At 62.3% G+C, this 13,701-nt stretch carries 11 protein-coding genes; 10 read left to right on the forward strand and 1 reads right to left on the reverse strand.

All coding sequences use genetic code 11. The features are described from left to right. Positions 1-336: 336 nt before the first annotated feature. The 10 genes from LUB09_RS08755 to LUB09_RS08800 all read left to right on the forward strand — a co-directional run bounded on the left by LUB09_RS08755 (position 337) and on the right by LUB09_RS08800 (position 11,823). Positions 337-1,314 (forward strand): sugar ABC transporter substrate-binding protein, encoded by a 978-nt coding sequence (locus tag LUB09_RS08755; protein WP_231422363.1) that lies wholly within the window; start codon positions 337-339, stop codon positions 1,312-1,314. Continuing rightward, complete coding sequence (locus LUB09_RS08760; protein WP_231422364.1) at positions 1,314-2,837, forward strand: sugar ABC transporter ATP-binding protein; 1,524 nt, start codon at positions 1,314-1,316, stop codon at positions 2,835-2,837. Before LUB09_RS08755 ends, LUB09_RS08760 begins: the two co-directional genes overlap by 1 nt. Continuing rightward, complete coding sequence (locus LUB09_RS08765; RefSeq protein ID WP_231422365.1) at positions 2,830-3,780, forward strand: ABC transporter permease; 951 nt, start codon at positions 2,830-2,832, stop codon at positions 3,778-3,780. Before LUB09_RS08760 ends, LUB09_RS08765 begins: the two co-directional genes overlap by 8 nt. Then, positions 3,777-4,703: an ABC transporter permease gene (locus LUB09_RS08770; RefSeq protein WP_231422366.1), complete on the forward strand. Its 927-nt coding sequence runs from the start codon at positions 3,777-3,779 to the stop codon at positions 4,701-4,703. Before LUB09_RS08765 ends, LUB09_RS08770 begins: the two co-directional genes overlap by 4 nt. Positions 4,704-5,188: 485 nt before the next feature. Beyond that, on the forward strand, positions 5,189-5,518 hold the full coding sequence (locus tag LUB09_RS08775) for a YceK/YidQ family lipoprotein (RefSeq protein WP_231422367.1): 330 nt from the start codon (positions 5,189-5,191) through the stop codon (positions 5,516-5,518). A 172-nt stretch (positions 5,519-5,690) separates the two neighbouring features. Then, a complete protein-coding gene (locus tag LUB09_RS08780) occupies positions 5,691-7,448 on the forward strand; it encodes a carbamoyltransferase family protein (protein ID WP_209987796.1) in 1,758 nt (585 codons plus the stop codon). Continuing rightward, entirely contained in the window at positions 7,449-8,345 is an 897-nt protein-coding gene (locus LUB09_RS08785) for an antimicrobial resistance protein Mig-14 (RefSeq protein ID WP_209987799.1), read from the forward strand. It abuts the gene before it with no gap. Continuing rightward, complete coding sequence (locus LUB09_RS08790; protein WP_231422368.1) at positions 8,342-9,742, forward strand: PIG-L deacetylase family protein; 1,401 nt, start codon at positions 8,342-8,344, stop codon at positions 9,740-9,742. The genes LUB09_RS08785 and LUB09_RS08790 overlap by 4 nt, the downstream gene beginning before the upstream one ends. A gap of 54 nt (positions 9,743-9,796) precedes the next feature. Continuing rightward, the gene (locus tag LUB09_RS08795) at positions 9,797-10,945 is read left to right on the forward strand and encodes a glycosyltransferase (RefSeq protein ID WP_231422369.1); all 1,149 of its coding nucleotides are present in this window, start codon (positions 9,797-9,799) and stop codon (positions 10,943-10,945) included. After that, entirely contained in the window at positions 10,942-11,823 is an 882-nt protein-coding gene (locus tag LUB09_RS08800) for a glycosyltransferase (protein WP_209987808.1), read from the forward strand. Before LUB09_RS08795 ends, LUB09_RS08800 begins: the two co-directional genes overlap by 4 nt. Here LUB09_RS08800 and LUB09_RS08805 read toward each other — a convergent pair. Continuing rightward, positions 11,820-13,670, reverse strand: a complete 1,851-nt coding sequence (locus LUB09_RS08805) for a bifunctional O-antigen ligase/aminoglycoside phosphotransferase family protein (RefSeq protein WP_231422451.1) — start codon at positions 13,668-13,670, stop codon at positions 11,820-11,822. The two genes, LUB09_RS08800 and LUB09_RS08805, sit on opposite strands and share 4 nt — an antisense overlap. Positions 13,671-13,701 lie beyond the last annotated feature (31 nt).

Consider the following 13,701-nt stretch of genomic DNA (forward strand, 5'->3'; position numbering starts at 1 on the left):
CGCTGAGCCGTATCAGGTACACCGCGTTTTGCTTGATTGGGGGCGCTTCGCACCCCAACGCGGGGCAAGCCCGCTCGCCACAGAGGCTGCGGTTTGCTGCGCGGCAGCACCAAGTCGAAGATTTGTCGCAGGCTCCTTGACTGGAATGATTCATGTCAGATGGATCCATGTATATGTTGCCTGGGCAACAGCAATGGGGCAGTTGTTGTTGCGCAAGAACAGTCCGCGTTTGCTTTTTTCCTTTATTTCATTGATTTAAATAGATAAAAATCCTGGCACACACTCTGCAATGCCAATCGGTGAACCCATTCACCGGTCGCCTCAGCGGAGCCCTGTATGCCCACCAGCCTTTCCTCGCTTTCCCGTTTGATCTGCCTTGGCGCTGCGCTGTTGCTGGGCCAGGTGTGCACGGCTCACGCCGATGATGAGGTGCCGTCGCTTGCCGGCAAGCGCATCGCCGTGAGCATGACCGGCACCAGTCATTATTTCGATATCAAGGCATTCCAGGCACAGGTCGATGAGATCAAGCGCCTGGGCGGTACGCCGATCACCCTGGACGCCGGGCGCAATGACAGGAACCTGGTGACCCAGCTGCAAACCGTGGTCACCCAGAAGCCCGATGCGGTGATCCAGACCCTGGGCACCCTCAGCGTGATCGACCCCTGGCTCAAGCGCATCAGCAAGGCCGGCATCCCGCTGTTCACCATTGATGCGCCGTCGCAGTACAGCCTCAACAACACCACCTCCGATAACGTCGCCACCGGCAAAGCCCTGGCCGATCAGTTGATCAAGGACGCCGGCGGCAAGGGCAAAATTCTGCTGTTCAACGGCTTCTACGGCGTGCCGGTGTGCGCGATTCGTTATGACCAGTTGAAGCTGGCACTCAAGGATTATCCACAGCTGGAAATCATCCAGCCCGAGTTGCGCGATGTGATTCCCAACACCGTGCAGGACGCCTATTCCCAAGTGTCTGCGCTGCTCAACAAATACCCCAAGGGCAGCCTCTCGGCGATCTGGTCGGCGTGGGATATTCCGCAGTTGGGCGCCAGCAAGGCATTGATCGACGCCGGGCGCACCGAGATCAAGACCTACGGCGTCGATGGGACGCCGGAAGTGCTGGCGCTGCTCGGCCAGGACCATTCGCCAGTGGGCGCGGTGGTGGCGCAGCAGCCGGCGCTGATCGGCAAGACCGCCGTGCAGAACGTGGCGCGCTACCTCGCCGGGCAGCGTGACTTGCCCAGGGAGACCCATGTGGCGACGCTGCTGACCACCGCCGCAAACCTGCCACAGGTCCAACAATTGCGAGGTGACTGATGCCGGCCCTACACCTGCAGCATATGCACAAACGCTTTGGCGCCACCCTGGCGCTGGATGGCGCGAGCCTCAAGGTCGAGCGCGGTACGGTCCACGGGCTGGTAGGCGAGAACGGCGCGGGCAAGTCGACCCTGATCAAGATCCTGGCCGGTATCCACACCGCCGACGCAGGGCAGGTGAGCATCGACGGGCAGTCGTACGACAGGCTGTCGCCGCGTCAGGTGGACGCGCTGGGCGTGCAGTTCATCCATCAGGAGCGGCTCTTGCCGGCCAGTTTCACTGTGGGCGAGGCGCTGTTTTTCGGGCATGAGCTGCGCCGTGGGCCGTTTGTGGATCGGCGCCGCCAGCAACGAGAGGCGCAGCGTTTGCTGGCGGACTATTTCGACCTGCAATTGCCGGCTGGCGCCTTGGTGAGCGAGCTGAACAGCGCCGAGCGCCAGGTGTTGCAGATCACCCGTGCGCTGATTCGCCAGCCGAAGATTCTGGTGTTCGACGAGCCCAGCGTGGCGCTGGTCAAGCGCGAGGTCGACCAACTGTTGCACATCGTCAGGCGTTTACGCGATCAGGGGCTGTCGATTCTGTACATCTCCCATTACCTGCAGGAAATCGACAGCCTGTGCGATGAGGTCACGGTGCTGCGCAATGGGCGCGATGTAGCGGTGGTCGAGCCTCGGCATACCTCGAGTGCCGAGATCGCGCGGCTGATGGTCAATCGGGAGGTGCAGGAGATGTACCCCAAAACCCGTGTGGCAGTGGGCGAGCCGTTGCTGCAGGTGAAGTCGCTGAGCCTGGCGCGGCGTTATCGTCACATCGACCTGCAGGTGCGGCGCGGAGAAATCGTCGGCCTCACCGGGTTGGTAGGGTCCGGGGCCAAGGAATTGTTCAAGACGCTGTTTGGCATCGAGCAGGCCGACAGCGGCAGTATTCATCTGCAAGGTCGCCTGCTGCGCCTGCGTTCACCGGGCCAGGCGATTGCCGCCGGGATCGCGCTGGTGCCGGAAGAGCGGCGCAGCCAGGGCATTGCGCCGGTATTGTCGGTGCTGGAAAACCTGACGCTGGCCGGGCTGGGCAGGTTCAGTCGCTGGGGCCTGTTGAGCCGCGCCAGGGAGCAGGCGGAAACGGCGCGGCTGATCGATGAGCTGGCGATCAAGGCGCCGGGGCCTCACGCGGCGGTCAGCCAGCTCAGTGGGGGCAACCAGCAGAAGGTTGCACTGGGCAAATGGCTGAGCCGCCGCTCGGCCGTGTACCTGCTCGACGAGCCGTGCGTGGGGGTGGACGTGGGCGCCAAGGTCGAGATCTATCGCTTGATCGGGCGCCTGGTGCAGGAGGGCGCGGCGGTGCTGGTGCTGTCATCGGATTTACCCGAACTGTTGGGGATCAGCGACCGCATTCTGGTACTGCATCGCGGTGAAATCGCCGGTGAGTTTCGTGCCGGCGAGGCCGACAGCGATCGGTTGCTGGCGTGTGCCACCGGAGCGGTGCCCGCCGCAGCGTTGCGGACGCGGGAGGTCGAGCATGCTTGAGGCGCTGCTGCGACGCGGTTCGGTCGGCGTGTTCCTGGCGATCCTGCTGGGGTTTGCCGTGGCCGCGCCGAATTTTCTCTCGGTGGGCAATCTGGCCAATGTGTTCAGTCAGTCGGCGATCCTCGGCGTGCTGGCGTTCGGGCTGACCTGCGTGATCATCGGCGGCGGCTCGAATGTGCTCGCCGGTGGGCTGGACCTGTCATTGGCGGCCAACCTGGGGCTGTGTGCGGCGGTGTTCAGCCGCCTCAACAACGCCGGGCTGGAGCTTTGGCTGACGGTGTCGCTGACCCTGGCGTGCGGCGTTGTGGTCGGCCTGGTCAATGGCCTGGCGGTGGTGCGATTGCGCCTGCCGCCGCTGCTGGCGACCCTGGCGAGCATGAATGTGCTGGCCGGACTCGAGCTGGTGCTGACCGAAAATACCGTGGTGTCCACCGACTCGCCGCTGCTGGACCTGCTCAGCGGCGGCGCCTGGCTGGGGGTGCCGGCGCTGGCCTGGGTACTGCTGGTGACAGCGGGGCTGCTGACCTTGCTGATCCAGCATTCGCCCTACGGGCTGCGTTTGCATGCAGTGGGCGAATACCCGCAGGCCGCCGAGGCAGCGGGGCTGCGCAATGTGCGCTATGTGTTGTCGAGTTATCTGCTGGCGGGGCTGTGCGCCGCTGTTGCTGCGTTGTGTTCGGCGGCGTTTTTCAGCGGCAGCACCACCGGGTCCGGCGACATGCTGCTGTCGGTGGTGGCGATTGCGTTTCTGGGCGTGGTGTTTTCGCGGCGGCTGGTGGCAAGTATCCCCGGCACGCTGTTCGCGGCGTTGTTGATCGGCTTTCTGATCAATGGTTTTCAACTGCTCAACGTATCGAGTTTCTGGGTCAACGGCGTGCAGGGAGTGTTGATCCTGCTGGTGGTGGCCGCGTCCAGCGCGTTGAGTCGAGGGAGCCGTCCATGAAGCTGCGTGCCTTGTTGCCATTGACCTTGCCGCTGGTGTTCGTGGTGATTGTGCTGGCGTTTGCCGTGCAGGCGCCGGGGTTCCTCAGCGCCGGCAACCTCAAAAGCCTGGTGCTGAACAATTTTGTGCTGCTGGCGATTGTGTCCATCGGCATGACCTACGCAGTGGCGGCGGGCGGCATCGACCTGTCGGTGGGAACGGCGCTGGACTTCGCCAGTTTCAGCTGTGTGGTGCTGCTCAACGGCGGGCATGGCTGGGCCGTGGCGACTGCGGGCGCATTAGTCGCGGCATTACTGGTGGGGCTGGTGAATGCTGTGCTGATTGGCGGGCTGCGCATCAGCCCGTTCCTGGCCACCCTCGGCACCTTGTTTATCGGCACCAGTGCGCAGCAACTGCTCTCGGACGGAGGGCAGCCGATCTACATAACCCAGGGATTGAAACCGGGGGTAGCGGGACTTACGCCGTTGCTGATCGTGCTGGGATTGGCGTTGTTTTACGGTCTTTTACTGGCGCGAGGGCGCCTGGGGCGGGAATTGCTGGCGCAGGGCTCGCAGCCGTTGCTGGCGTATTACTCGGGGTTGTCGGTGCGACGGATCGTGACCGTGGTGGCGCTGGCCACGGCCTTGGCGTGCGGGGTAGCCGGGGTGCTACTCGCGGCGACGGTGAGCGCGTATGTGCCGTTGTCGGGGAATGCGTTTTTGCTGAATGCGATTGGGGCGGTGTTTATGGGCACGACGTTGAGTCGACAGGGCCGGGCGAATGTGTGTGGGACGTTGCTGGGGGTGCTGTTTATCAACGTGATTGCCAATGGGTTGTTGTTGATTGGCTGGAATTTTTATTGGCAGCAGGTGGCGACGGGGGTGTTGATTTTTGTGGTGTTGACGTTCAGTTTTGCCAGCCGGCGGCTGGTCGAGCGAGCCTGATGCCCACATTTGGGTCCCCATTTGTTTGATGGGTATCACACTGCTTTTGCTTTGCTTTTGATCTGCTTTGTTTTTGATCTTGATCTCAGGCGCCCCGTTAACCACGCTGGCCGCACGCAGGCTTGAATCCGTGGGTAACCCGGCAGGACGCCGGGTTAGCTGCACTGGGCCAGGGATGGCCCATTGCGGCGGCCCACGGATTCAAGCCGAAGTGCGGGCACACCGAGCCTAGGCGAGGTGCCGAGTGGTGGGGCAAGAGCGTTTTGCTTACTTTTGCGCTTTTCAAAAGTGAGCCGCTGTAAGAGCGGAACCCCAAGCAGCCGTTACCGAAGCAATGGATATGTACACAACCAAACAAGCCCAGCACCGCATCGGCATCGGCATCGGCATCGGCATCGGAAAATTCCCACGCTTGCATGCCCTTATTCCGTCTATATCGCACAGGGCCGTAATGCTAGCGTGCGTGACCTACCGGAGGTCACCGAATGAACACTGCACTCAAAATTCTGTTGGCGGCATCAGCACTGAGCCTGTTCGGCTGCGGCACCGTCAACACAGTCATGCGCGAAGACCATGTCGCCGTGCAGGCGCTCAAAAAGCAGAAAACCTATTGCCAGTCCATCTCCCGCGTCTACAGCGGGGTCGCCTATGACCTGTGTCAACTGCACGCTCCCCCCTCGACCACCACCGGTGTGTGGGTGAATTTCGTGCCGCTGATTTTCATCGATGTAGTGGCCTCCGGCGTGTTGGATACCCTCGTCCTGCCCTACACGGTCTACCGGCAAAGCACCGACGGCAGCATCGAACTCAGGTAGGCTCCAGTGATGGGCTCTACACCGCCCGCTTTTGCCTTGCCGCTTGCCGCTAACAGCTCCCCACTGCTTTTAAGCTATAATCCCGCCCTTTAGCTGTTTCCTGCCCAGGCAGGAGGCACACTTTTTTCAGGCGCAACCCGCCTGCATGCAGACTAAAAGAGGCTAGACCCCTGTGGCATTGACGATTCTTGGCCTGTCCGGCGCCCTTAGCCATGATCCTTCCGCAGCCCTGTATATCGACGGCAAGCTGATCGCGGCCGCCGAAGAAGAGCGCTTCGTACGCGACAAACATGCAAAGAACCGCATGCCCTACGAGTCGGCGAAGTTCTGCCTGGAACAGGCCGGCATCAAGCCTTGCGACGTTGATGTGGTGGCGATTCCGTTCGCGCCGATCAGCCTGTTCGGCGAGGCGCGCTGGCACTACGCCAAGCGTTACTGGTACGCCCCGGACCGCGCACTCGACGCGATCCTGATGGGCAACCGTCGCTACAAGCGTTATCGCAACAAGATCGTCTGGTGCCTGGAGCAACTGGGCTTCGATCCGAAGAAAATCAGGATCGAGCCGGTTGAACACCACCTGGCCCACGCCTCCAGCGCCTACCACTGCTCGGGCTTCCAGGAAAAAACCGCAATCCTCGGCATCGACGGCAAGGGCGAGTACGCCACCACGTTTTTTGGCTACGGCGAGAACGGCAAGATCCACAAGATCAAGGAATTCTACGACCCTGACTCCCTCGGCGGCCTGTATGGCGCGATCACCGAGTTCCTCGGTTTCGAGATGCTCGACGGTGAGTTCAAGGTCATGGGCATGGCGCCATACGGCGATGCCAGCAAGTACGATTTCTCGCGTCTGGCCTCCTTTGAAAACGGCGAGCTGGTGATCAACACCGACTACGCCAACGTCATCGGCCTGCGCCGTTATAAAGAGAAGGGCAAGGGCTTCTACTTCTCGCCAAAACTGATCGAGTGGCTGGGGCCAAAGCGCGAAGGCGATATTGCCGACGAGCCTTACATCCACTACGCGGCCAGCATGCAGGCGTTGTTCGAGAAGCTGGCCTTGCAGATGATCGACCATTACCTGGGCGACATCCTCAAGGACACTGGCAAGCTGGCCTTCGCGGGCGGTTGCGCGCTGAACGTCAAGCTGAACCAGAAGATCATCGCCCGTGACGACGTGAAAGAGCTGTTCGTACAGCCGGCCTCCGGTGATGCCGGCACTGCCGTTGGCGCTGCTGCTTACGTGTCCCACGCCCGTGGCGTGCCGGTGGAGAAGATGGAACACGTCTACCTCGGCCCGTCCTACAGCAACGAAGACGTGATCGCTGCCTGCGCCAAACACGAGAGCAAGCCGGTGTGGCGCAAGATCGAAAACATGCCCAAGCGCATCGCCAAGATCATGGTCGACGGCAACCCGGTGGCCTGGTTCCAGGGCCGTATGGAGTTTGGCCCGCGTGCGTTGGGCGGTCGTTCGATCATCGGTTGCCCAAGTGCAACCGGCGTGGCCGACCGCATCAACCACCAGATCAAGTTCCGCGAGCGCTGGAGGCCTTTCTGCCCGTCGATGCTCGACACCGTGGCCCCGCAGATGATCAAGGTCGACCACCCGGCGCCGTTCATGACCTTCACCTTTGAAGTGTCGGAAGAATGGAAAACCCGCGTACCGGAAGTGGTGCACGAAGACGGCACCTCCCGCGCCCAGGTGCTCAAGCGTGAGTACAACCCGCGCTACTACGACATGATGAAAGAGCTCGAAGTACTGACGGGCAATGGCGTGTCCCTGAACACCTCGCTCAACCGCCGTGGCGAAGCGATGATCTGCTCGCCCAAGGACGCGCTGGATATGTTCTTCGGCTCCGACCTGCAGTACCTGATCATGGAAGACATCCTCGTGGTCAAGGACGGTGTGGACCCTTATGACGCCGTGGTCTAAATGCTGAACCGCTTCCAGGGTTGGCGTGAGCGAGGCTGGGTGCCTGTCGAGGCCGAGGCTTACGCTCAAGCCTGGCAGCGATTTGGTGGCAGCGTGGCGACCCATCCTCGGGTCGTCGAGCGTTTGGCCGGCCTGGCGCAGATTCCGGTGCGTTACCTGGGCTGGGAGCAGGACGGCGAACTCAAGGGCGCAATTGCCACCTGGGGGCGCGACCTGGCGCTGTCCAAGGACGTGCTCAAGCGCCACGGCAAGAAGGGCCTGTTTGACCTCGGTAATGCCGAGATCATCCTGCCGATTGCCGCCGATGCGCAGTTGCCGGTGCGCCATCGCGGGCGCTACCTGTCGGCCTTGAACGAAGGGCGCGTGAGTACCCTCAAGCCCCAGGCCGAGCAACTGGCCATGGCGCGCACCCCGGAAGACCTGTCAAAGAAGTTTCGCTACAACCAGCGCCGCGAACTGCGCCTGCTGGAAGAGGCGGGCGGCGTGGTGCGGGCGGTGAGTGAGTTTTCCAGTGCGGAGCTGGCGGCGATTTATCGCGACCTGTTCCAGCGTCGCTGGGGCTTTGCCGCCACCGGCGCCGAGCGCCTGGCCGAAGTGCTGGCATTGCTCCAGGAGTTTCTGGTGGGTTCGGTGCTGTTTCTCAACGATGCGCCAATTGCCGTGCAGTTGGTGTATCGCGTCGAGGCGCCCGAATGGGTCAGCATCGAATACGTCAACGGCGGCGTCGACCCCGAAACCCGTGCGTTCAGCCCCGGCAGCGTGTTGAGCTTTCTCAACACCCAAAGTGCCTGGGAGCAAGCTCGCACGCTCAACAAGCCACTGCGTTTCTCTTTTGGGCGCGCCGACCGCGAATATAAAGAGCGCTGGTGCAACCCGGTGCCGGTGTTCAGCCTATGAGCCGCAAACAGCAACTGCTCAAGCGCCATCGGCGCAACAAACGCATCGCCTTGCTGGTGGGCTTGTTGCTGTTGATCGCGGTGGGTGTGCTGGTGGCCTGGTGGCTGCCGTTGATCCTCGCAGTGCTGCTGTGGGTGGCCCACGAAGCCTGGTTTGCCGACCATCTGTTCTACTCGCCCAAGGATGACTACCAGTACCGCTTTGTCCCGCACAGCCGTCACGGCGACCTGCGCCTGGAGGCTGGGCGTTTGCTCTCGGACACACCGCTGGAACTTGCGGGTGATGAAACCCTGATCGTCCAGGTGCAGCTTGAAAGCAGCTGGCTCGGACGTTTCCTGGACCCTGCGGTTGAGCTGGCGGGTGATCGCCAGGCCTTCGAGCGCGGTGTTGCTGGCACGCGTTACCTCAACCTCACCGGTGCAGCGGCGGCCCTGGCTGCGGGTGAGGTTCGCGTGCGTGGGCGATTCTGTCGCATTGTCGGTCAGCCGACGCTTTGGGTGTTCCGCCAGCCGGACCCGGCGCGCCAACGCGTGATGGTGATCGCGCCCCATGCCGACGATGCCGAGCTGGCTGCGTTTGGCCTGTATGCCCAGGCGGATGAAAGCTGGATCGTGACCCTCACCGCCGGTGAGATCGAAGCCGAACATTATCAACAGATGGGCCTGCCGCAGGCCGATGCCGCGCGTCTGAAAGGGCGCCTGCGCGCCTGGGACAGCATTGCCGTGCCGCGCTGGGCCGGGGTGCCCGAGGCGCAGTGCGTGCAACTGGGCTACTTCTGCCTGCAACTGCCGGCCATGCAGGCCGCGCCGGATCAGCCCCAGGCTTCGCGCGAGGCGCAATGCGCCGATACGCGGCTGTTTCGCCAGTTCAACAGGCTTGCGTTGCCCAGCGATGCGGACGGTTTGCCGACCTGGCACAACCTGCTCGCCGACCTGCGCGCGCTGTTGCTCAAGGCACGTCCCGAGGTGATCGTGTTGCCGACGCCGCTGCTCGATCCACACCCGGATCACATCTGCGCCTACAACGCCGTCATCGAGGCTTTGCAGGGGCTTGAGTGGCAGCCGAGCACATTGCTGGGCTACGCCAACCATTTGCACGATAACGACCGCTGGCCCATGGGCGATTCGGGCGCCGGTGTGGCGTTGCCGCCGCAGTTCGATGCCGACCGGGTGCTGCAGCCGTATTGCCGCGTGCTCAGCCACAGCCAGCAAGTGGACAAGGCCATGGCGCTGGGCATGATGCATGACCTGCAACCGAGCGCGCCGTTCAAGCGCCGCGTCCGACGCCTGTTGCAACAACTGCTGGCGGATCGTGGTCCATCGCCCTACGGCGAGAACGAGTTTTTCCGCAAGGCCGTGCGCCGTCACGAACTGCTTTGGGTGCTGAAGCAGGACTGAAATTGACTTTATCGTCGGGCGGCTTGCAGCGGCCCGATTGCCCCATGGAGTGTTATGAAGCCTCGTTTCAAGGTTTTGCAATTACAGCCGGACTACAACGTCAAGCTCAACGATTTTGCCGACCTCGGTGAGCAGATCGTCAAGTCGTTGCCGCCTGAGCGTTTCGAGGTTACCTCGGCCTTCCTCAGTGGGCACCCGCAACCGGGCCAGCCGTTGAGCGTCGCCGATCACTCCAAGTATTTTCAATTTCCCGAGAAAGCCCTGAAGGGCATTCGTCTGGGCGCGATGTGGGAAATCTACAAGTATTGCCGTGAGCAGCAGTTCGACGTGGTCATCTGCAACCGCTTCAAGTCGGTGAACATGATGCTGTCGCTCAATCGCTGGCTGAAGATCCCGTTGTGCATCGGCATTTCCCATGGCTTTGGCGAATATGAGCGTGCTTATCGCCGGCGCCAGACGCGCTGTCTGGTCAGCCCGGCGTGGCGGTTTGTCGGGGTTTCGGCGGCAGTGCGTGATTATCTGGTGGGCCTGGGCTGCGGCTTTACCCGCGAGAACACCACCTTCGTCACCAATGCCATCGACATTCCCCAGGCCGAAGCCTTGCAGTTGCCGCGCGAGCAGGCGCGCCAGGCGCTCGGGCTGGCGCCCGACGCGCGGATCATTGGCGCGTTGGGGCGACTGGTGCCGATCAAGGGTCATACGCACCTGTTGCAGGCGTTCGCACGGCTCAAGGACAAGTACCCCCACGCGCAGCTCGGCATCATTGGCTCCGGCCGCGCGGAAGCTGACCTGCGCGCCGACATCGAACGCCTTGGGCTCACCGGCCGCGCGCACCTGCTGGGCTTTCGCGATGACGGTCTCCAGTACGTGCGCGCCTTCGATATCTGGACCATGCCGTCGCTGCAGGAAGGCCTCGGCCTGGCGTTGCTCGAAGGCATGAGCGGGCACCTGCCGGTGATCGCCTCCAACGTCCCGGCCATGCTGCCGCTGGTGGAAGGGGCGGGTGGCCTGTCCCACGAGCCGGGCAATGTCGAACAACTCAGCGCGGCCCTGGACACTTACCTGGCCATGAGTGACGAACAGCTGCGCGCCAAGGGCGAGCAGGTGTTTCGCTATCTCGAAGAGCATCACGCCCTGGCAGAATTCCAGCAGAAGTACCTGGACCTTATCGACACCGGTTTGAAACAAGTAGGTAGAGCATGACAACGCAACAACCCCTGGTCTCGGTGATTATCGCGTCCTACAACCACGGCCGGTACATCGAGCAGAGCATCCTCAGCGTGCTCGGTCAGACGTACCCGAATATCGAACTGCTGGTGGTGGATGACGGCTCTAAGGATGACAGCGTCGAGCGCATCCGGCGTCTGCAGGCCGAGCATGGCTTTGACTTCCAGGTGCAGCAGAACCAGGGTCTCACCGCCACCCTCAACGGAGCGATTGCGCGGGCCAAGGGCAGCCTGATCGCACCGTTCGGCTCCGACGACATCATGCTGGCGGACCGTATTGCCACCCAGGTGGCGTATATGGAAGACAAACCGAAGGTGGGCATCTGCGCCGGCAATATCGAGCTGATCGATGGCGACGGCAACCTGCACCCGGAGAAAAAACAGCGCCGCGATGTACCGTTTCGCAGCCTGGATTTCGATGACATGTTCATGGATCGCAAGCCGTTCCCGCCGGCGCCGACCATGCTGATTCGCCGGCATGTGCTGGAGGAGGTCGGTGGCTTCGACCCGCTGATCCCCCTGGAAGACTTGCTCATTCAGTTGAAGGTCACGGCAGCGGGCTACACCATTGACGCCCTTGGCGTGGTGATGGCGCAGTACCGCCAGCATGCGAGCAACACCTACAAGAACCATCGCTACATGATCGAGAACATCCTCAAGACCTATGCCCACTTCAGCCATCACCCGGCCTATGACGCGGTGCGCTACAACTTCCTGAACTCGATGTTCCTCAAGACCGCCGATCGTGACCGACCGCTGGCACGGGAGATTCTCAAGCAGATCCCGCTCAAATTCTGGGGGCGCAAGACCTTGCGTGGCCTGGTGCGGCTCTACCTGACGCCGCTGCGCTCCTAAGCGCTGGGCGCGGCCAGTACGTGCGCGCGGATCTTCGCCGTGGCGCCTGCGCTGGCAACGGTCGCGTAACCCTTGGTCAACTGTTCGAAGTGGGTATCGAACAGCCAGTTGCGATCCTGCGGATAGCGTTGCATATGGCGCAGGTTGCGTTGGCGCAAGGCGTTGCGCAGGGGCGACGGGAAGATGCGCAGGTCGGCAATGTCGATCAGGCCGAACTCGCCGTCGTCCATCAGCAGGACGTTACCCAGGTGCAGCGAGCGGAAGTACACGCCGCGCTCATGCAACTGCGCCATGAACTGGCCAAAGCGTTCGATCAATGACTCGCGCAGGCTGCTGTCCAGGCTTTGCAGGGCCTGGCGCAGGGTCAGGCCGGGCAGTGGCGAATAGGTGACGGCGCTGCTGCCCTCGGCGAGGGCGTAGATCGCAAGTATCTGCGGCGTGGGAATGCCCAGGCTGCGCAGTTGTTCGGCGTTGCTGGCGAACCGCTCCGAGTAGGGGTTGAAGCTGCCCGAGGTGTACCAGCGGCGGGCGCGGAACACCTTGAGAAAGCGGCCGTCGACCAGGCGCAGGACTTTCGGGCCCAGGCCATCGGCTTCGATCACCTGGGCATCGCTGCACAGCGCTTCAAAAGCGGCAGGCTTGAGGCTTTGCACGGGCAGGCGCAGCAGGCTGTGGCGGCGTTTGGCAATGCTCAAACCGGCGATCAGCGCCAGCGGAATCCACAACAGGAACCAGTGCTCCTTGGGCCGCGACAGGATGCCGCCGCCTTCGGTCAGGCCCGCGCCGATGCCGTAGGCGAGCAGGGAGGAGGCGAGGATGAACAGCGGTTGCGCGCGCTCCTTGAAGCTTTTGTACAGGCCCCAGCCAAGCATGAATATCCACGGGATGAACCCGATGATGCCGACGTAATACAGCACGCCGAGGGCGAAGCTGTGCGGCTCGCGCAGCACGTAGCCGTCCGCCAGGGTCAGGTACAGCTCCGAATCGTAGCTGTGGCCGATCCACGGATGGGCTGCAATTCGCTCCAGCGACATGCTCCACAGTTCGAACCGAAATGAGCTGCCGCGTTGGGTGATGAGTTCCGGGTACACCAGCAGCAGCCCAATGGCACTCACCACCAGCGCCGCGATCAGCACGGCCGAGCGACGGTTGCGGCTGACAAAACTCATCCACAGGATGGCCAGGGTCATGGCGACCAGGGGCGTACGCGAACCGGTCGCCAGTACCGCCGCCGTCATCACTGTCAGGGCCGGCACGCTGAACCACAGCACATGGGCGCGCCGTGTGGTCATGCACACGTACAGCCAGTACACGCAGAAAAAACCGAATAGGTGGGAGCTGAGCAGTGGGTTATCCAGGGCGCCACGGCCGCCGATCATGCGCATGCCGGGTTGGAAACCCTTAGCGAAAGCCACCAGGTTGAACACGCACACCACCATCGCGATCACCGCAGCGGCGAAGAAGATCGGCTTGAACAGGTCGTTGCGATAATGCAGCAGCAGCCCGCAGCCGCCGAACAGCATGAAGGTGTTCAGCGGGCGTTTGAACAGGTCGGTGTCGATGCTCGGTTCGGGGCTCCACAGCAGGCTGGTCAGGGCCCAGGCGGCAAACACCAGAAAGGCGATCGCCAGCGGTTCGCGCAGCAGTTCCCGGAACTCCCTGGGGCGCTGGAACAGCATGAACAAGGTCGGCACAGTAAACAGGAGGTAGACGATTCGATGCAGCACATTACGATTGGAGACAAGAAACAGCGCACTCAGCAGCAGCAATAAGCCAATGGGCAAAATCCACATGACCAGAAAGTCGAAAACGCGATTTGAGCCGTAGTTGAGACGCTTGGAGTGCATACGCAAAAGCCATTCCAGAGAAAGAAAGCCG

It is taken from the genome of Pseudomonas sp. Leaf59 (genome assembly GCF_920984685.1).
Lineage (GTDB): Bacteria > Pseudomonadota > Gammaproteobacteria > Pseudomonadales > Pseudomonadaceae > Aquipseudomonas.